The sequence below is a fragment of the Cupriavidus sp. 01L46 genome (assembly GCF_056399905.1).
Window position 1 is genome coordinate 15,580 of record NZ_JBFTSF010000071.1, and the last position, 18,692, is coordinate 34,271.

Annotated in this window: 21 protein-coding genes; 12 read left to right on the forward strand and 9 right to left on the reverse strand. The window is 68.1% G+C overall.

The annotated features are described in order from the left end of the window. Positions 1-23: 23 nt before the first annotated feature. Together AC1DS3_RS15150 and AC1DS3_RS15155 are read right to left on the reverse strand one after the other, a co-directional pair. Complete coding sequence (locus tag AC1DS3_RS15150; RefSeq protein ID WP_477127462.1) at positions 24-854, reverse strand: acyl-CoA thioesterase; 831 nt, start codon at positions 852-854, stop codon at positions 24-26. 99 nt (positions 855-953) lie between these two features. Then, positions 954-1,901: a DMT family transporter gene (locus tag AC1DS3_RS15155; protein ID WP_441640855.1), complete on the reverse strand. Its 948-nt coding sequence runs from the start codon at positions 1,899-1,901 to the stop codon at positions 954-956. Between the two features lie 121 nt (positions 1,902-2,022). On the opposite strand from AC1DS3_RS15155, the gene AC1DS3_RS15160 reads away from it, so the two are divergent. Further along, positions 2,023-2,940, forward strand: a complete 918-nt coding sequence (locus AC1DS3_RS15160; protein ID WP_441640856.1) for a LysR family transcriptional regulator — start codon at positions 2,023-2,025, stop codon at positions 2,938-2,940. Between the two features lie 42 nt (positions 2,941-2,982). Here the strand turns inward: AC1DS3_RS15160 and metW are convergent, their stop codons facing one another. Together metW and metX are read right to left on the reverse strand one after the other, a co-directional pair. Next, positions 2,983-3,594, reverse strand: a complete 612-nt coding sequence (gene metW, locus AC1DS3_RS15165; RefSeq protein ID WP_416050247.1) for a methionine biosynthesis protein MetW — start codon at positions 3,592-3,594, stop codon at positions 2,983-2,985. Then, the gene (metX, locus tag AC1DS3_RS15170; RefSeq protein ID WP_441640857.1) at positions 3,591-4,763 is read right to left on the reverse strand and encodes a homoserine O-succinyltransferase MetX; all 1,173 of its coding nucleotides are present in this window, start codon (positions 4,761-4,763) and stop codon (positions 3,591-3,593) included. The genes metW and metX overlap by 4 nt, the downstream gene beginning before the upstream one ends. 358 nt (positions 4,764-5,121) lie before the next feature. Between metX and creB the strand changes: the two genes are divergently transcribed. The 5 genes from creB to AC1DS3_RS15195 all read left to right on the forward strand — a co-directional run bounded on the left by creB (position 5,122) and on the right by AC1DS3_RS15195 (position 10,338). Continuing rightward, the gene (gene creB, locus AC1DS3_RS15175; RefSeq protein WP_477127463.1) at positions 5,122-5,820 is read left to right on the forward strand and encodes a two-component system response regulator CreB; all 699 of its coding nucleotides are present in this window, start codon (positions 5,122-5,124) and stop codon (positions 5,818-5,820) included. Between the two features lie 41 nt (positions 5,821-5,861). Further along, positions 5,862-7,304, forward strand: coding sequence for a two-component system sensor histidine kinase CreC (creC, locus tag AC1DS3_RS15180; RefSeq protein ID WP_441640859.1), 1,443 nt, complete (start codon positions 5,862-5,864; stop codon positions 7,302-7,304). 110 nt (positions 7,305-7,414) lie between these two features. Then, on the forward strand, positions 7,415-8,839 hold the full coding sequence (gene creD, locus AC1DS3_RS15185) for a cell envelope integrity protein CreD (RefSeq protein ID WP_477127464.1): 1,425 nt from the start codon (positions 7,415-7,417) through the stop codon (positions 8,837-8,839). 16 nt (positions 8,840-8,855) lie between these two features. After that, entirely contained in the window at positions 8,856-9,413 is a 558-nt protein-coding gene (locus AC1DS3_RS15190) for a metal-dependent hydrolase (protein ID WP_477127465.1), read from the forward strand. 103 nt (positions 9,414-9,516) lie between these two features. Further along, positions 9,517-10,338, forward strand: a complete 822-nt coding sequence (locus tag AC1DS3_RS15195; RefSeq protein WP_441640894.1) for a DUF817 domain-containing protein — start codon at positions 9,517-9,519, stop codon at positions 10,336-10,338. Between the two features lie 53 nt (positions 10,339-10,391). On the opposite strand, the gene slmA is transcribed toward AC1DS3_RS15195, so the two are convergent. The 3 genes from slmA to argB are packed head-to-tail and all read right to left on the reverse strand — an operon-like array spanning position 10,392 to position 13,015. After that, positions 10,392-11,051, reverse strand: coding sequence for a nucleoid occlusion factor SlmA (gene slmA, locus AC1DS3_RS15200; protein WP_477127466.1), 660 nt, complete (start codon positions 11,049-11,051; stop codon positions 10,392-10,394). Continuing rightward, positions 11,048-12,028 carry an HAD-IA family hydrolase gene (locus AC1DS3_RS15205; RefSeq protein ID WP_477127467.1) on the reverse strand — a complete coding sequence of 327 codons (981 nt, stop codon included), beginning with the start codon at positions 12,026-12,028 and terminating at the stop codon, positions 11,048-11,050. Before AC1DS3_RS15205 ends, slmA begins: the two co-directional genes overlap by 4 nt. Before the next feature lie 57 nt (positions 12,029-12,085). After that, on the reverse strand, positions 12,086-13,015 hold the full coding sequence (gene argB / locus AC1DS3_RS15210) for an acetylglutamate kinase (protein WP_477127468.1): 930 nt from the start codon (positions 13,013-13,015) through the stop codon (positions 12,086-12,088). A 260-nt stretch (positions 13,016-13,275) separates the two neighbouring features. On the opposite strand from argB, the gene AC1DS3_RS15215 reads away from it, so the two are divergent. The 3 genes from AC1DS3_RS15215 to AC1DS3_RS15225 all read left to right on the forward strand — a co-directional run bounded on the left by AC1DS3_RS15215 (position 13,276) and on the right by AC1DS3_RS15225 (position 14,396). After that, positions 13,276-13,854 carry a sigma-70 family RNA polymerase sigma factor gene (locus AC1DS3_RS15215; protein WP_477127469.1) on the forward strand — a complete coding sequence of 193 codons (579 nt, stop codon included), beginning with the start codon at positions 13,276-13,278 and terminating at the stop codon, positions 13,852-13,854. A gap of 90 nt (positions 13,855-13,944) precedes the next feature. Then, positions 13,945-14,172, forward strand: coding sequence for a zf-HC2 domain-containing protein (locus AC1DS3_RS15220; RefSeq protein ID WP_441640864.1), 228 nt, complete (start codon positions 13,945-13,947; stop codon positions 14,170-14,172). Then, the gene (locus tag AC1DS3_RS15225) at positions 14,169-14,396 is read left to right on the forward strand and encodes a cysteine-rich CWC family protein (RefSeq protein ID WP_441640865.1); all 228 of its coding nucleotides are present in this window, start codon (positions 14,169-14,171) and stop codon (positions 14,394-14,396) included. Before AC1DS3_RS15220 ends, AC1DS3_RS15225 begins: the two co-directional genes overlap by 4 nt. Here AC1DS3_RS15225 and AC1DS3_RS15230 read toward each other — a convergent pair whose 3' ends face one another. Next, the gene (locus tag AC1DS3_RS15230; RefSeq protein WP_477127470.1) at positions 14,397-14,909 is read right to left on the reverse strand and encodes a DMT family transporter; all 513 of its coding nucleotides are present in this window, start codon (positions 14,907-14,909) and stop codon (positions 14,397-14,399) included. Positions 14,910-15,003: 94 nt separating this feature from the next. Here AC1DS3_RS15230 and AC1DS3_RS15235 point away from each other — a divergent pair, with 94 nt between their 5' ends. Further along, a complete protein-coding gene (locus tag AC1DS3_RS15235; RefSeq protein ID WP_174426049.1) occupies positions 15,004-15,939 on the forward strand; it encodes a LysR family transcriptional regulator in 936 nt (311 codons plus the stop codon). 35 nt (positions 15,940-15,974) lie between these two features. On the opposite strand, the gene AC1DS3_RS15240 is transcribed toward AC1DS3_RS15235, so the two are convergent. Next, positions 15,975-16,454 carry a copper chaperone PCu(A)C gene (locus AC1DS3_RS15240; RefSeq protein WP_441640867.1) on the reverse strand — a complete coding sequence of 160 codons (480 nt, stop codon included), beginning with the start codon at positions 16,452-16,454 and terminating at the stop codon, positions 15,975-15,977. 214 nt (positions 16,455-16,668) lie between these two features. On the opposite strand from AC1DS3_RS15240, the gene AC1DS3_RS15245 reads away from it, so the two are divergent. Together AC1DS3_RS15245 and AC1DS3_RS15250 are read left to right on the forward strand one after the other, a co-directional pair. After that, positions 16,669-18,072, forward strand: a complete 1,404-nt coding sequence (locus AC1DS3_RS15245; RefSeq protein WP_477127471.1) for an ATP-binding protein — start codon at positions 16,669-16,671, stop codon at positions 18,070-18,072. Beyond that, the gene (locus tag AC1DS3_RS15250) at positions 18,069-18,692 is read left to right on the forward strand and encodes a response regulator transcription factor (protein WP_441640869.1); all 624 of its coding nucleotides are present in this window, start codon (positions 18,069-18,071) and stop codon (positions 18,690-18,692) included. The genes AC1DS3_RS15245 and AC1DS3_RS15250 overlap by 4 nt, the downstream gene beginning before the upstream one ends.

Here is an 18,692-nt window from a genome sequence, read left to right on the forward strand (position 1 = left end):
CGGCAGCGCGAACGCTGACTCGCTTACTGCTTGTAGTAGACGATCTGGTGCGAGGTCGCGAGCAGTTCTCCCTGCGGGCTCCAGATCTGCGCGCTCTGGTCGAAGAAGCCCTGGCGGAACACCTGCGCCTGGGCGCTGCCCAGCACGTGGCTGTTGCCCAGCGCGGCCAGGGTCGGGGCATCGGCATGGAAATACGTGGTCAGCGATACCGTGCCGGCCGGCACGAAACCGGCGCGCTTGAGGAAGATGCGCGGGTAGAAGGTGTCGCACCATGCCGCCATCGCGGCGAAGTCCGGCGTGCGCGCGGGCGCATCGCGCAGCCAGAACTGGGTCACGCTGTCCGGGTTCTCGGTGCCGGCCTCGACATTCGGCTTGGCGCCGCGCACCGGCCGCAACTCATACGCGTCCAGCCAGCGCACCGGTGCGAAACCGGCCATCGGGGCGACATCGCTGGCCGGCGGCACCTGCGGGAACGCGGCCTCGCCGCAATTCCAGGTCTCGCGGCGCACGGCGAAGAAGGCGGTGGCCGTGGTCGCCACTTCATCGCCCTGGCGCAGCTCGATGGTCCAGTGCTGGGTGTTGCGGTTGGTGCGCACCGGACGCGCTTCGATCACGAACGGCCCTTCGRCRATCGGSCCGGCRAAGTTSACSGTCAGCGCWRWCGGATCGCCCAGCCGCTCGGGATGCTGCAGCACGGCTTGCAGCAAGGTGGCCGCCGTGATGCCGCCGAAGGGGCCGATCATGTTCCAGTAGGCCGGCGTGGTGCGGCCGTGGAAAAGGTTGCCTCCCGCCGGCTCCAGCGCGATTGCGTGGTCGAAGGAATGGACGGTCTGGCTGGCTGGCGTGGCGGACATGTTGTGGACCAAAAAAGTACGATCGTTCGATAATACTGCAAACGGCGGACCGGCGCTGGCACCGCGTCAACCGGGCGCCCCCTCCAATCCGCCGCCGGGTCAGCCTCCCGCCCGCGCCCGCCGCAGCGGATTCCAGCCGAGCTGGTTGCCGATCACCGCCAGCAGGATCAGCGCCATGCCAGCGAGCTGCAGCGGCGTGAGCACCACCCCGAACACCAGCACGTCAATCACGATGGCCACCAGCGGATAGACAAACGAGAGCGTGGCGATCGACAGCACGTTGAGGCGCTGGAAGGCGCCATACAGCAGCGTGTACATCACGCCGGTATGCACGAGGCCTAGCGCCAGCAATGCCCCCCAGGTCCGCCCGCCGAACGTCTCGACCGCCGGATGCGCGAGGGGGAACAGCATGACCACCCCCATCGCCATCTGCAGGCCCGCGATCTGCCCTGCCGGAATCCCCCTGAGGCGGCGCGTGGCCATGGTGGTGATGGCGTACAGCAGCGCCGCCAGCATCGCCAGCCCGACCCCGGCCAGCATGCCGCCGGTGGCGCCGCCGTGCTCCAGCCCGGTAATCAGCACCACGCCGCCGAAGGCCAGCACCAGCCAGGCAAGCCGCCCGGGCGCGATGGCCTCACGCTGGAACAGCGCCGCCAGCAGCAGCAGGAAGAAGGGCTGGGTGTGATAGACAACCGTGGACACCGAGATGCCGCTGTACGAATAGGCGGAGAACAAGGCCAGCCAGTTGAGGATCAGCGTAACGCCGCCCAGCGCCAGCCAGCCCCAGTCGCGGGCGCGCATGGGCTGCCAGCCGCGCCGCAGGGCGAGCGTGCCCAGCAGCGCGGCGCCGCCGAAGATGCAGCGGAAAAACACCACGTCCAGCGGCGACTGCCCGCTGGTCACCACGAACCAGCCGATGGTGCCCGACAGGGCCATGGCGGCCACCATGCGCCAGGCGCCGCCCCGCCGGGCGGGTTCCGTGGCCTGCGGCGAGGCCGGGGTGGCGGCCGGGGAGGCCACGGCGGCGCCAGATCGATCGATATTCATGGATGTCTCCTACGGAGCTTCGTACGCTTGGACGTCATTGTTCCATCGTGCAGTCAGGTCAACAATCCACCCAATAAGCAATTACTATTTGATCTCTGATCACAAATGCGAGAGCCAGCCCATGCCGGTCGCGCAACTCAACGCCATGGCCGTATTCGCCCGGGTGGTGGAATGCGGCAGTTTCTCCGCCGCCGCCCGCGAGCTTGGCATGACCCCCTCCGCCGTCAGCCGCCATGTGACGCGGCTGGAAGCGGCCATTGGCGGGAGCCTGCTGCAACGGACCACGCGCGCCTTCACCCTGACTGAGCTCGGACAGGCAGTGCACGCCGCCTGCGCCCGGATGGTGGCCGCGGCGCAGGAAGTCAGCACGCTCGCCAGCGACCACGGCGGCGCGCCGCACGGCCTGCTGCGGGTCAGCGCGCCGGTGGTGTTCGGGCAGGCCTGGCTGGCGCCGCGGCTGCCGGCCCTGCTGGACCGCTTTCCCGCGCTGGACCTGCAGCTCACGCTGGCGGACCGCCTGGTGGACCTGGTGGAAGAAGGCGTGGACGTGGCCATCCGCATTGCGCGCGAACTGGCGCCGGGGCTGGCGGCGCGGCCAATCCGCGCGGTGCGTTACCGGCTGGTGGCGGCACCCGGCTGGCTGGCGCGGCATGGCACGCCAGCCGAACCGGCGGCGTTGGCCGGGCATCGCTGCCTCTACCTGGGCTATGGCGCTTTCGGCGAGCGCTGGAGCCTGCGGCGCAAGCGCGACGGGCAGACCGTGGCGCTGCGCATCCCGCCGAAGGTCACGCTCAACAACAGCGCGGCCATTGTCGCCATGGCGCAGGCCGGCGGGGGCATCGGGCTGGTGCCGGACTTCTCGGCCGCCACGGCGCTGGCGTCAGGCAGCCTGGTGCCGGTGCTGGACGACTGGGAAATCCTCGAACCCTACGTGGGCACGGCTTTCGCGGTCTACACGCCAACCCGCCACCTGGCCCCAAAGGTGCGCGCCTTTATCGACTACCTGGTGGCACAGGCCGCGCTGGAGAGCGGCGACTAGCGCGGCGGGCGGCTAAGGCGCAGCGCCCCCGCCCTCGCCGGCTCAGGTGGCGCAGACCCGGTACACCGCCAGGCTGCCGCGCCAGTTCGAGCCCCAGTTGACCGTTACACCCTCGTGCATCACCACGCGGTCGAGGATGCGCAGGCCGACCTTGGACGCCAGCGATTCAAAGTCGCTGATGGTCAGCACCCGCACGTTCGGCGTGTTGTACCACTGGTACGGCAGCGCCTCCGACACCGGCATGCGCCCGCGAAACACCGACAGCCGGTGCGGCCAGTAGCCGAAGTTGGGGAAGGACACGATGCATTCGCGCCCCACCCGCAGCGTCTCGCGCAGGACCTGCGCGGTGTTGTGGATGGTCTGCAGCGTCTGCGACAGGATCACCGTATCGAAGCTCTTGTCCTCGAACAGCGCCAGGCCGCCTTCCAGGTTCTGCTGGATCACGTGCACGCCCTTCTGCGCGCATGCCAGCACGCCTTCGTCCTGGATCTCGATGCCGTAAGCCTGTACGTCGAGCTCGTCCTGCAGCACGCGCAGCAGGCTGCCGTCGCCGCAGCCCAGGTCGAGCACGGTGGAATTGGGCTCGATCCAGCGCGCGATGGCACGGAAGTCTGGGCGCAGCGCCAGGATATTGGGGTTGGCCGCGGCATTCATGCGCCTATCTCCTCGGCGATGCGTTCGTAGTAGGCGCGCATCAGGTTGTGATAGCGCGGGTCGTCCAGCAGGAAGGCATCGTGCCCGTGCGGCGCATCGATCTCCGCATAGCTGACCGGGCGCTTGTTGTCGAGCAGGGCCTTGACCAGCTCGCGGCTGCGATTGGGCGCGAAACGCCAGTCGGTGGTGAAGCTGGCCACCAGGAAGCTGGCCTGCGTGCGCGACACCGCGCGCGTGAGATCGCCGCCGAAGGCCAGCGCCGGATCGAAGTAGTCGAGCGCGCGCGTGATCAGCAGGTAGGTGTTGGCATCGAAGTACTCGGCGAACTTGTCGCCCTGGTAGCGCAGGTAGCTCTCCACCTGGAACTCGACATCGAAGGAGAAACGGATGTCATCGGTCTTGAGCTCGCGGCCGAATTTCTCCGCCATGTCCTCGTCGGACAGGTAGGTGATATGCCCGATCATGCGCGCCACGCGCAGGCCGCGCTTGGGCTTGACACCGTGCGCGTAGTAGTTGCCGCCGTGGAAATCGGGGTCCGACAGGATGGCGCTGCGCGCAACCTCGTTGAAGGCGATGTTCTGCGCCGACAGCTTGGGCGTGGAGGCCACCACGATGCAGTGGCGCAGCCGATCCGGGTACATCAGGCTCCAGGCCAGCGCCTGCATGCCGCCCAGGCTTCCGCCCATCACCGCCGCGAACTGGGTGATGCCGAACCGGTCCGCCACGCGCGCCTGGGCATTGACCCAGTCTTCCACGGTGACCACCGGGAAGGTGGCGCCGTAGGGCTGGCCGGTGGCGGGGTTGGCACTCATCGGGCCCGTCGAACCGAAGCAGGAGCCGAGGTTGTTGACGCCGATGACGAAGAAGCGGTCGGTGTCGAGCGGCTTGCCCGGGCCGACCATGTTGTCCCACCAGCCGACATCGCGCAGGTCGTGCTCGTACACGCCGGCCACGTGGTGCGAGGCGTTAAGCGCGTGGCACACCAGCACGGCGTTGGAGCGGGCGGCGTTGAGCGTGCCGTAGGTCTCGACCATGAGGTCGTAGTCGGCGAGCGCGGTGCCGTTGCGCAGCTTCAACGGCTCGGTGAAATGCATGCACTGCGGCGCGACGATGCCGACCGAGTCGGTCGGCAGAGCAAGCGCGGCAGGAGGCGGAGCTACGTCTGTCATGGAATAAGCCCGTTGGCGAACAGGCGTAAAAAAAACCCGACCGGCCTTGCGTGGACGTTGCCTGCGGATGACATCAAACCTGACATCAAGCACAGCATCAACGACGGCGCAGCCAAATCGGGTTTTGCACGGGTCTTGCGTCCCGCGTGCCGGTGCCTTGCGTGGCAGGGAACCGACCCACCTCTTTAGCCGCATTTATATTGGCTGCCGGAACCCCCAAAACCAATCCTCCAGGGGTTACCATGCCGCCGCGCGCCCGCAAGCCAGTCTTCAAATCGGCGCGACCCGCTTATTATAGAGCAAACAAACGCGCCGGCGGCGGCGCGCCGCCAGTCGCTAACCAAACACCAATCCAGCCTTGACGAAACCACCCAGCATCCTGGTCATCGAAGACGAATCCGCGATCGCGGACACCATCCTCTATGCGCTATCCACCGAGGGCATGACGGTCGAGCATTGCGCGCTCGGCAGCGCCGCGCTGGCGCGCCTGCGCGCGCAGGCGCCGGACCTGGTGATCCTGGACGTGGGCCTGCCCGATATCAATGGCTTCGAAGTCTGCCGCACGCTGCGCACCTTCTCCGATGTGCCGGTGATCTTCCTCACCGCGCGCAACGAGGAAATCGACCGCATCGTCGGCCTGGAGATCGGCGCCGACGACTATGTGGTGAAGCCCTTCTCGCCGCRCGAGCTGGCGGCGCGGGTGCGCGTGATCCTGCGGCGTGCCGGCAAGCGCGCAGCACCGCAGGAGCCGGTGCCAGCCCCGGCGCCGCCGGAAGGCTTCACGCTCGATGCCGACGGCGCGCGCCTGGCCTGGCGTGGCCAGTGGCTCGACCTGACCCGCTACGAGTACCGGCTCCTGGCCTTGCTGCTGCAGCACCCCGGGCGCATCTATTCGCGCGCGCAGCTGATGGACCTGGTCTGGCACGACGCGGTCGACACCATCGACCGCACCGTCGACACGCATATCAAGACGGTGCGCGCCAAGCTGCGCGCGCTCGATCCCGAGTGCGATTCGATCCGCACCCATCGCGGCATGGGGTATTCGCTCGAAAGCTGAGCCCCGCTTCCACCTGATTCACAACCCACCAACGGCCACGCATGCATATCGGGCTTCGCATCTTCCTCGGCTTCTTCCTGATCGTCGGGCTGGCGGCTTTCCTCACGCTGCGGGTGTTCGTGCAGGAGGTCAAGCCCGGCGTGCGGCAGGCCATGGAAGACACGCTGGTCGACACCGCCCACGTGCTGGCGGTGCTGGCCGCCGACGACATGAAGAACGGCCGCATTGCCAACGGCGCCTTCGCGCGCCGCCTGGCGCGGCTGCGCGAGGACAAGGTCGACGCCAATGTGTGGGGCATGCACAAGGATGCGGTGGGCTACCGTATCTACATCACGGACGAGCGCGGCATCGTGCGCTTCGATTCCGGCGAGGCAGCCGTGGGCGCGGATTACTCGCGCTGGAACGACGTCTACCGCACGCTGCGCGGCGAGTACGGCGCGCGCAGCACCCGCGCCAACCCCGACGACGACGCCAGCACGGTGATGCACGTGGCAGCACCCATCCGCGATGGCAACAAGACCATCGGCGTGCTGACCGTGGCCAAGCCCAATGTGACCATGGCGCCGTTCATCGAGCGCAGCCAGCGCAAGATCCTGCTCAACGGCCTGTTGCTGATGGGCGGTGCGTTCGTAATCGGCCTGGCCTGCACGCTGTGGCTGGTGCACGGCCTGCGCCGCCTGCAGCGCTACGCGCGTGCGGTGGCGTCGGGCGAGCGCGCCGAGATGCCACTGCGCGGCGCCAGCGAGCTGGCCGAGCTGGGGCGCTCGGTGGAGAGCATGCGCCTGCGGCTGGAGGACAAACAGTACGTCGAGCACTATATCCACACGCTGACGCACGAGATGAAGAGCCCGCTGGCGGCCATCAGCGGCGCCGCCGAGCTGCTGCAGGAGGACATGCCGGCCACCGACCGCGACCGCTTCGTCGCCAATATCCGGCGGCAGGCGCAGCGGCTTGAGCAAATGATCCGCAAGCTGCTGGCGCTCGCGGCGCTGGAGCAACGCCAGAGCCTGGAGACCCACTCGCCGGTTGCACTGGAGCCGCTGATCGAGCAGTTGCTGCATGAGCTGGAGCCGCGCGCCCGCCAGCGCGACCTGACGCTGCGCTTGCTGCCGCCGGGCCAGCCCGCAGCGGTGGTGAGGGGCGATCCGTTCCTGCTGCACCAGGCGCTGGGCAACCTGCTGGAGAATGCCATCGACTTTGCGCCAGCGGCCAGCACGGTCGACGTGTCCGTGGCGCACGGCAGTGAGCCCGCCCACATGATCGCCGTGCGCGTCACCGATCACGGCCCCGGCGTTCCCGACTATGCGCTGCCGCGCCTGTTCGAGCGTTTCTATTCGCTGCCGCGCCCCGGCGGACAAGACAAGAGCACCGGGCTGGGCCTGTGCTTCGTACGCGAGATCGCCACGCTGCATCGCGGTGATATCACGCTGGCCAACCGCGCCGAGGGCGGCGCGTGCGCGACGCTGACACTGCCCGCGGCCTAGCGGCTTCACACTCACCACACAATCGCGCGGATCGCTTCACGCAGGCTTCCGCGGCGGCTCACATGGCAAGCCTAAGCTAGTGGCATCGTCACTCCCGCGCGCCTGCCGCCATGAACCGAATCCTGATTTTCAAATCCGCCATCACGGCGTTCCTGATCCTGCTGATCCTGATCCCGCTGCACCTCGTGGGCAACGCCGTGCAGGACCGCAAGCACTATCGCGAGGAAGCGGTGCGCAGCGTCTGGCAGAGCTACGCTGGCCCGCAAACCCTGACCRGCCCGGTGCTGGTGCTGCCGTACAAGGAGATCCTGCGCGTGACGGACAGCAGCGACCCCAAGCGGCCGAATGCCACCGTGCTGCAGGCGGAGGCCGGGCAGCTGCTGGTCTTCCCCACCACGCTGCGTGTCAAGGGCGAGGTCACGCCGAGCGAGCGCTACCGCGGCATTCACAAGGTGCTGGTGTACGAGATGCAAAGCCGCTGGCAGGGCACCATCGCGCTGCCCGATCCGGCCGAGCTGCCGCGCTCGGTTGGCCACGTCGGCTTTGAGGTGGGCCAGCCGTACATCACGATCGGCATCAGCGACACGCGCGGCCTGATGGCGGCGCCTGCGTTCGAGCTGGACGGCAAGCCGCTGAAGCTGGAGCAAGGCGCACTGCTCAAGAGCCTGTCCCAAGGCCTGCACGCCGAGATCGAGCTGCCGCCCGCCAAGGCCGCCAAACCCGGCCTGGATGGCAGGTCCGCACAGGCACAGCGCGTGGTGCCGTTCTCGCTGACCTTGCCGCTGCTGGGCGCGCAGTCGCTGGCCTTCACCCCGGTGGGCGACCAGAACGATATCTCGCTCGATTCCGCCTGGCCACATCCGAGTTTCGACGGTGACTTCCTGCCCCGCACCCGCAGCGTGACCGCGCAAGGCTTTCGCAGCAACTGGAGCGTGACCTCGTACAACACCAAGGCTCGCGGCCAGCTCGCTGGCTCGGGCGACGGCACGTTGGAAACGGTGTCAGTGACCCTGATCGATCCGGTCAACATCTACCTGCAGGCGGAGCGCGCCGTGAAGTACGGCGCCATGTTCGTGCTGCTGACCTTCGCCGGCTTCTTCATGTTCGAGCTCGTCAAGCGCCTGCGCATCCACCCGATCCAGTACCTGCTGGTCGGCCTGGCGCTCGCGGTGTTCTTCCTGTTGCTGCTGAGCCTGTCCGAGCATATCTCGTTCGCGCTGGCCTACCTGGCGGCCAGCGGTGCCTGCATCGGGCTGCTGGGCTTCTACCTGTCGTTCGTGCTGCAGAGCTGGCGGCGCGGGCTGGCCTTTGCCACGCTGCTGACGGTGCTGTACGGCGCGCTCTATGGCCTGCTGCTGTCGGAAGACAATGCGCTGATGCTGGGCTCGCTGCTGATGTTCGTCATCCTGGCCGCCATCATGGTCATGACCCGGCGCATCGACTGGTACGCCGCGGGCGCCGCATGGCAGCCGCTGCGCGACAAGCCTGCCGCCCCGGCCGGCGATGAAGACGCTGCCGCCTCGGCATCAGCCTGAACGAAGGCGCAACGCCATGCCAACCTACCTTCATTGCGMCCCGCCACTCGCGCTGGCGGCCGTGCTGGGACGGCGGCGGGTGCCGGCCGGCCTGCTGCTGGCTGGCGTCGCGGCGAGCATCGTGCCCGATGTCGACATGCTCAACGTCTGGTACGCCGGGGTGCGCTACAACACCTTGCTGGGCCATCGCGGCCTGACCCACTCGATCGGCTTCGCGGTGGCGTTGGGCCTGCTGGCCGCGCTGGCGGCGCGGCGCTGCGGCTGGCAGCGCGGCATCGCGTTCCTGTTCATCGCGCTGAGCACGGTGTCGCATCCCTTGCTGGACCTGCTGACCGACCGCGGCATCGGCACGGCGCTCTTCTACCCGCTGACGGCGCAGCGCGTGACCTTGCCATGGCGGCCGCTGCCGCTGGCCGGCGCGGGCCTGTTTGGCGCTGCGCGCTTCTGGCTGGAGTGCGCATGGATCGGACTGCCGCTGCTGGCGTTCGCCGCGTTCGGTGCTGCGCTGCGCCGCTGGTGCGATCGCATCAGGCCTGTCGATCGCCGCGTGCCGGTGCGCGCCTGTGCGGACTGACGCCAGCATGTCAACCACCGCTACACGCAGGCGCGATTCGCTCGGCTTGCGCCCTGGGCCGCACTGCGGCCATGGCCCCGCGCATAACCGGCTCGACCGCATCCTGACCGCGCCACGCCCCGGCCTTGCGCTGACCGGCGCGCGGCGCGGGCTGTGCGAGTTCCTGGCGTTCGGCGTCAAGGAGGCGCGCTCCTGCCTGTTCGCGGGGCTGTTCTTCCTCTGCGTGTTCGCTGTCCCGCGCGGCGGCTTGCTTGGCATCCCGCGCTACGATCTCCTGCTGGGAGCCGCGCTCGGCATTCAGGCGGCGATGGTGTGGGCGCGCCTGGAAACGCTGGACGAGCTCAAGGCCATCAGCCTGTTCCACGTCGTGGGCTTCGCGCTGGAGGTGTTCAAGGTCTCGGGCGGCATCCAGTCATGGAGCTATCCTGACTTCGCCTACACCAAGGTGCGGGGCGTGCCGCTGTTCTCGGGTTTCATGTACGCGGCGGTGGGCAGCTACATCGTCCAGGCCTGGCGCATGCTGGACGTGAATGTGCGCCATCACCCGCCGTACTGGATGGCTGGCCTGATGGCGGCGCTGGTCTACGCGAACTTCTTCACCCATCACTTCATCGGCGACTACCGCTGGTACCTGGCTTGTGGCATCGCCGGGCTGTACGCGCGCACCACCGTGCGCTTCCGCCCGCTGGACCGCGAGCGCGAGATGCCGCTGTTGCTGGCCTTCGTGCTGATCGGGCTGTTCGTCTGGATCGCGGAGAACATCAGCACGTTCTTCGCGGTATGGCACTACCCCAACCAGCTCGGCGCGTGGTCKGCGGTGCATGTGGGCAAGTGGAGTTCCTGGTCCCTGCTGATCGTGATGACGTTTACCATCGTGGCCAACCTGAAGCACATCAAGGCCAGCATCCATGTGCCGGCGGCCTGAAAACGAAAAAGGGCAGGCGCAAGCCTGCCCTTGTCCATGACCGCCGGCGCAGCCTAGCCGAGCAACACGCGCAGCTGCGCGTCCGCGTTCTCGCTGGGCAGTTTGCGAAAGCCGCTCTTGGCATAGCGATGCCACTGCCCCTGCACGGTCGCCACGATCAGCGCGGCGCGCACCGGCACATCGGCGTCGGGCGGAAACGCACCCTGGCTGATGGCGATCTTCAGGCACTGCCGCAGCGAGGCCTCGATCCGGTCCACTACCTGGTTGATGCGMTCCTGCAGGCGATCATGCTCGCCCACCAGCGCTTCGCCGGTCAGCACGCGCGTCATGCCGGGATTTTTCTCGGCAAAGGACAGCAGCATGCGCACCACGGCGTGCGCCTGGCGCAAGCCATGCTCTTCCTGGGTGGTGATCTGGTTGATCAGTCCGAAGACGGTCTGCTCGATAAAGCCGATCAGGCCTTCGAACATCTGCGCCTTGCTGGCGAAATGGCGGTACAGCGCCGCCTCCGATACGCTGAGCTTGGCAGCCAGCGCCGCGGTGGTGACCTTTTCCCCGCGCGGCACTTCCAGCATCCCGGCCAGCGTCTGCAGGATCTGCACCCGCCGCTCGCCTGGACGCGGGCGTTTGCGTGCCGGCGCCCCGTCCGCGCCTGCGCCCTGCCCGGCAGCGGCCGGAGCCGCACCCGATGGGTGCCCGTTACTGTGCATCATGACCCGATTCTCCGCATTCGTCGTTGGAGTTGATGCATGGATTGTACTTTTACGTCCACATAGCCGGGGCGATTTACGATCCGCGCCCGCACACGCGGCGCCGATGCCGGCAGCGCCTGCGGCGCTGTCGTGCCCGACGCCAGTGCGGGTGGATCCTGCGTTTCGGCCGCCACCAGCGTCACCGAGTGTTCCTGCGCGGCGTGGCCGGCGTGCTGCCGGTCCTCCGCGTCCAGCGTGCTGCGCAGCACGGCGTCGCCGCTGGCGCCCGCCACGGCGGCGCCCGCGGGCATTGGCACGTCGTGCGGACGCGATGGCGCCAGCGTGCGCAGGTAGCCCGTCACCCAGGCCGTGCGAATGCCCGTGCCCGCGTAGCGCTTGAGGTGAGACARCGTGTCTTCCACCAGCACCGCGCGGTGCGGCGCCACCCGCTGCTGTACCAGCARCCGGCGCAGCATGCGSCGGTCMGGCTTGGGCCGCAGATGGCCGTGCACCCACATGTCCTCGATGGCGACCACCCGCTCGAAACACGGTTGGATGCCAGCCACCTTCATGACCGCGCGCGCGTATTGCTCCGGCGCGTTGGTCACCAGGATCTTGCGCCCGGGCAGGCGGCGCAGGTGGCCGACCAGGCCGCGCTGCACCCGCACCATCTCCGCCAGCTCGGGGAAATCATGCGCGGCGCGCAGGAAGTCGGCCGGGTCCACGTTGTGGTGGCGGAWCATGCCCAGCAGCGTCGCGCCATAGCGCTGCCAGTACTTCACCCGGACCTCGCTGGCGGTGGCCTCGTCACTGCCCAGCACGCGCGCGACATACGCCGTCATCAACTGGTTGATGGCGGGAAAGATCGCATGCGACGCGTCGTGCAGCGTGTTGTCGAGGTCGAACAGCCAGACCGTGCGGCCGGAATTGTCGCCCGCGGGGCGGCGTCGGCGCGCACCGCGCAGGCTGCGGCGCAAGGGCGGGGAAATAGAGGGCACGGGGGAAGAAAAAGAAGTGGAGCGGCAGCGCGCGGCGCGCGCTGCCGTAGATGCGTTCTAGTGCGAACGGATCATGGTACCGAACGCTTGTTCGGTCAGGATTTCAAGCAGCAGCGAGTGTTCGATGCGGCCGTCGATGATGTGTACCGAATTCACGCCGCTCTTGGCCGCGTCCAGCGCTGACGAGATCTTGGGCAGCATGCCGCYGGAGATGGTGCCGTCCRCGAACAGTTCCTCGATCTCGCGCGCCGACAGGTCGGTCAGCAGGTTGCCGGCCTTGTCCATCACGCCCGGGATGTTGGTCATCATGACCAGCTTCTCGGCCTTGAGGATCTCGGCCATCTTGCCCGCCACCACATCGGCGTTGATGTTGTAGGCCTGGCCGTCGTCGGAAAAGCCGATCGGCGAGATCACCGGGATGAAGGCGTCGTCCTGCAGGGCCTTGACCACCGCCGGGTTGATCGCCTCGATATCGCCCACGAAGCCGATGTCGATGAAGGCGCCGGGGCTTTCGCGGTCCGGCATCTTGAGGCGCTTGGCGCGGATCAGGCCGCCGTCCTTGCCGGTCAGGCCCACGGCCTGGCCGCCATATTGGTTGATCAGCATGACGATGTCCTGCTGCACTTCGCCGCCAAGCACCCATTCGACCACTTCCATGGTCTCTTCATCGGTGACGCGCATGCCCTGGATGAACGTGCCGACCTTGCCGACCTTCTTCAGGGCTTCGTCGATCTGCGGGCCACCGCCGTGAACCACGACCGGGTTCATGCCGACCAGCTTGAGCAGGATCACGTCGCGCGCGAAGCCGTGCTTGAGCTTTTCCTCGGTCATCGCGTTTCCGCCGTACTTGACCACAATGGTCTTGCCGTGGAACTTGCGGATATAGGGCAGCGCCTCGGCAAGGATTTCGGCCTTGAGGGCTGGGGCAATTGCGGCCACCGCGGTAGCGGCAGGCCCAGGGGTGTCGGCGTTCATGGCAAGGGACATCCGTGAGATTCAACAGGTATCATGGCAATTCTGACCGGCGGTGAGCCAATGGTTATGGGGCTTTTTACCCCGAATAGGCCACCTCCGGCCGCGGCAGGCGCCGATTTTACAAGAAACCGCGGCGCACGCGTGCAGACGGTGGTGCAGCGGGGGGTCAAAACCGGTGCATGCGTACTGCGGCGCACCATGGCGTTCTATCCACGCAACAGTTGTCCGACAGTAGTCCAACAGTCGCATCGCCACCGAATAGCGGCAACACAATGAGCCTGCACCCCGACGATCTTAGCGCCCTGCGCCCCCATTTGCTGCGCTTTGCCCGCCTGCAACTGCGCGACCAGGCACTGGCCGAGGATACCGTCTCCGACACCCTGGTGGCCGCGCTGGAACACCCGGAGCGCTTCAGCGGCCAGTCCGCGCTGAAGACCTACCTCATCGGCATCCTCAAGCACAAGATCATCGATGCGCTGCGCAGCGGCCGGCGCGAAGTACGCCTGACGCTAGGCGGCGGCGACGAGGACGGCGAGGCGCAGTCGGATATCGACGCCTTCGACGCCCTGTTCGCCAAGAACGGCCACTACCATACGCCGCCCACCGACTGGGGCAACCCGGACCGCACGCTGGAGCGCCGCGAGTTCTTCGAGATCCTCCAGCTGTGCGTGGACAAGCTGCCCGCCAAGATCGGCCGGATTTTCATGATGCGGGAATGGCTGGAGCTGGAAACCGAAGAAATCTGTCAGGAACTCGAGATCACGACGACTAATGCCTGGGTCATGCTGTACCGAGCCCRCATGCGCCTGCGCGAGTGCCTGGAACTGAACTGGTTTGGGCACAAGGCGTGAGCGCCCGAYGCTCGCCTGGCCTTGTCAGCAGGCCGGGGCAGCCAGGCAAGCTGCCCCGGCCCGAAACCGCCTCTCCGACCGAAGGAAGCCATGCCTGATACGCCATCCCGCCGCCGGCTGCTGCCAAACTGCCGCGAGATCCACCACCTGACCATGGAAAGCATGGACCGGCCGCTGAGCTGGTTCGAGCGTGTGCGCATGCGCGGGCACATGGCCATTTGCGACGCGTGCACCAATTTTTCGGGCCAGATGCGGCTGATGCGGACCGCCATGTCCCGGCTGGGCCAGGAAGACGAGCTGCCCAGGGACAAGCCGTGAGCGATCCGGCCACGGTGCTGACGGGGCAGTTGCGCCCCATCGAGCATTGCAGTGCCTGCGGCGCCGGCTTTGTCTGCGGCTATGCCGCCGGCCTGCCCCACTGCTGGTGCGCCACCCAGCCGCTGCTGCCCGCCCGCCAGATCGTGCCGGGCCAGCACTGCCTTTGCCCAGCCTGCCTGGCGCGCCGACGCGAGGCTGGCGGCCAGGCGCAAGCCAAAGGCTGATCAGTTCGCCGCCTGCGCTGGCGTTGCGCTGCCCGCGCCCGCCGCGGCGAACTGCATCACCACCACCCCCAGCACCACCAGCGCAGCGCCGGCCAGGCGCCCCGGCGTCACGGCGCGCGCCGCGAAGCCCGCGAGGCCGAACTGGTCCAGCAGCAGCGCGCCCACCATCTGCCCCGCCACCACCGCCGCMATAAAGCCGCCGGCGCCCAGGCGCGGGGACAGCACCAGCGCCACGGTAATGTAGAACACGCCCGCCACGCCGCCGGCCCAGATCCAGGCCGGCCCGCCCGCCGCCAGCGAGGGCAGCGGGACCTTCAGCAGCCACAGCAGCGGCAGCACCACCGCCAGGCTGACCAGCAGCGACACCAAGGTGGCCCACAGCGGATGGCCCAGGCTGCGCCCGAGCATGGCGTTGGCGCCGCCCTGGAAGGGAATCAGTGCCCCCGAAACGATGGTCACCAGGACAGGAACGAGGCCGGCAAGCGCCGGCGAAAAGTGATTGAGACCAGGCATTGAGGCATCTCCTTCGCCAAAAGTTGGATGCCTCAGTGTGAAATATTGCGCCGCGAATTACCAATTCTCGTTTCGTAGCGTTAATATGCGCCGCATGAATGATCTCCGCGGTATCGACCTGAACCTGCTGGTGGTGCTGGAAGCCCTGCTGGCCGAACGACATATTTCGCGCGCGGCGCTGCGCCTGCACCTCAGCCAGCCTGCGGTGAGCCACGCGCTGGGCCGCCTGCGCCAGTTGCTGGACGACCCTTTGCTGGTGCGCGGCCAGGGCGGCCTGGTGCCGAGCGCGCGCGCCCATGAACTGGCGGGCCCGTTGGCCGAGGCACTGGCGCAGGTGCGCATCCTGCTGGGGCCGTCCGGCTTTCAGCCCGCCACGGCGCGCCGCAGCTTCCGCCTGGCCATGTCCGACTACGGCGCCATGGCGCTGCTGCCCGGCCTGCTGCGCGCGGTGCGCAAGATCGCCCCGGGCATCGACCTGGTGGTCAGCCAGGCCAGCCGCGAAGCCATGACAGCCAAGGTCGCGGACGGCGAGATCGACCTGGCGCTAGGCGTGTTCGGGCAGCCCCCGGAAGGCGTGCACTGCACGGAGCTGTTCGAGGAAACCTATGCCTGCATGGTGGATGCGGCCACGGTGCGCGGCCTGGGCAAGCTCGACCAGGTGGCGTACCTGGCCCGCTCGCATGTGCTGGTGGCGGCCCACAGCGAGCGCGTGGATGCCATCGACGCCGCCGTGGCCAAGGTGGGCGGGCGGCGCAAGATTGCCTGCGTGCTGCCCCACTGGAGCGTGGCGCCAGCGCTGATTGCCGGCACCAACCTGGTCCTGACCACGGCGCGCCGCAGCCTGGCCGCGTTCGAGGAGGACCCGCGCTTCGCAGTGTTCGATCCGCCCTTCCCCCTGCCGGGCTTTGGCTTCAGCCTGATCTGGCACGACCGTACCGACGCCGATCCCGGCCATAGCTGGCTGCGCGACCGCGTGATCGCGGTGGCCGCAGGCGACGAGCCGGACGACGCGATCAGCCTGCGCAGCTAGGCAGCCCGGCTGGCTGCCTGTACGGCTTCAGTGCTTCAGTGCTTGTGGTCACCGTGCGCGCCGGCGGCCGGCGCCGTTGCGGTGAGGTCGCGCACTTCGGCGTCCACCTTCTGCTCGGTCACCTTGCCGCCCTGCTCGATCTTGAGCGTCAGCGGCACGGTGTCACCCTTCTTCAGCGGCGCCTTGAGGCCCATCAGCATCACGTGATAGCCGCCCGGCTTGAGCTCGACGTCCTGCATGCGGGGCAGGTCGAGCGCGCCAATCGCGCGCATGCGCATCACGTTGCCATCCATCTTCATCTCATGCACTTCGGCCGTGGCGGCCGCCGGCGTACTGACGCCGATCAGCTTGGCGGGCTCGTGCGCGTGCAGGGTCATGAAGACGCCGGTGGCGGTCTGCGCCGGCACGGTGCCGCGCGCCCAGGCGTTGCTGACATCGACCTGGGCGAAAGCCGCGGTCGAGCACAGCGCGGCGAGCAGGGCGGTGGGCACCGCGGCGAGGAATCTGGCTTGCATCTGGACTATCTCCACTGAGATTCAAAGGACTGCACAAAGAGAACATTAGACCATGACACCCCTGGCGACGTGAGCCAGGCGGCGCAAATCGAGGAACCGGCCGGTTGGCGGTCCGGCAGCGAACCATTCAGTCTGGCAGCGGCCCCGGCACCAACCAATGCGGCACGGTGTCGCACGCGGCAGGCCGGGCGCCGGTCGTTGTTAAACTCGCGGCATGGATACCATCGCAGCCGTGCCGCCAGACACGGCCCCCTCCCGCCCCGGCTCTGCCACGAGCATCATCCCGGTCCGCCACAACCTGATGAGCCTGCGCCGCCTGTTCTGGCTGCGCTGGGCGCTGATGGGCGGGCAAGCGGTGCTGCTGGTCTCGTGCGAGGCCGTGGCCGGCGTGATCCTGCCGTACAGCCCCCTGCTGGCGATCCTTTCGCTGCAAGCGGTGTTCAACCTGCTCACCGGCCTGCGTCTGCGCATGCACACCAGCCGCGGCGCCATGCCGAGCGACGCCGAGCTGATGGGCCAGCTGATGGTCGACCTGACGGCGCTGTCGGCCAACCTGTTCTTCACCGGCGGCGCGACCAATCCTTTTGTCTCGTTCTACCTGCCGGGCCTGGCGATCGCCGCCGCCATCCTGCCGTGGCGCAACGTGATCGCGCTCGCCGCCTACGCGATGGCCTGCTACAGCCTGATGCTGATCGAGTATGTGCCGCTGAACCTGCACAACCCGGACAACGCCATCAACTATCACCTGGCCGGCATGTGGCTCAATTTTGTCGCCAGCGCCACCATGATCGCGGTCTTCGTGGCGCGCCTGTCCGGCGTGCTGCGCCAGCGCGACGCGGAGCTCAACCTGGCGCGCGAACAGTTGCTGCGCGACGCGCGCATCGAAGCGCTGAACGACCAGGCCGCGGCGGTCGCCCACGAGATCGGCACGCCGCTGGCCACGCTGGCGGTCATCGCCGGCGAGCTGCGCGCCGATGCGGCGGACCCGCGCCTGGCCACCACGCAAGTGTCCGCCTACCTGCCGGACCTGCAAACCATGGAACAACAGCTCGAGCTGTGCAAATCGATCCTGGCCCGCCTGCGCGACGACCACGAGACCGCGGCGGCGCAGCGCATCGATGCGTGGCTGGACGGCTATGTGGAGCGCTGGCAATTGCGCCACCCCCATGCCCGCCTGGAAGCCAATGCCATTGGCGACGCCGCGGCCCTGCCGGTGGAGGCCGCGCGCGTGGGGCAGATCCTGACAATCCTGCTGGACAACGCCGCGCGCAGCCAGCTGGCCGCGGGGCACGAGCAGATACCGCTGCGCCTGGCCATCGCGCTGGAGGACGATCGCGCGCTGCCGACGCTGATCTTCCGCGTCACCGACCGCGGCCTGGGCATCCCAAAATCCCAGCGCGCGCGCCTGGGCGAAGCACCGATGACCAGCATGCATGGCGGCCAGGGCATCGGCGTGTACCTGGCGCAAAGCGCGGCCCTGCAGATGGGCGGCCGGCTGGCCTGGCATGACCACCATGAGGGCGGCACCGTGGCCGAGCTGCGCCTGCCCGCGCCCTCCCTGGCAGCCTTACCGGCCGCCTCACCGTTTGCCTCACCCCTGACAACGAGCCCGCGATGACCGACGCCCTCCACGATCCCGCCGCCGCTGGCGCACAGCCCGGCGCCAGCGATGCCGCTCCCTTCCTGGTCGTCGACGACGATGCCGTGTTCGCCGGCGCGCTGGCGCGTGCGCTGACGCGCCGCGGCTATGCCGTGCAGATCGCCCACAACCGGCAGCAGGCGCTCGCGCTAGCCGCGCAAACGCCCTTTGCCTACATCACGCTGGACCTGCACCTGAGCGCGCCGCCGGAAGCCGGCAACACCGCGCCAGCCGAATCTGGCCTGCAGCTGGTCGCGCCGCTGCGCGCGGCGTTGCCCGATGCGCGCATCCTGGTGCTGACGGGCTATGCGAGCATTGCCACCGCGGTGGCCGCGGTCAAGCATGGTGCCGATGAGTATCTGGCCAAGCCGGCCAATGTGGATTCGATCCTGACCGCGCTGATGGCCGGCATATCGGAAGACGCGGCCGAAGCCGCCATGGAAGAGCCGGTGCCGCTATCGGTGGCCCGGCTGGAGTGGGAACACATCCAGCGCGTCCTGTCCGAGCATGAGGGCAATATCTCGGCCACCGCGCGCGCGCTCAATATGCACCGGCGCACGCTGCAGCGCAAACTGGGCAAGCGGCCGGTATCGCGCTAG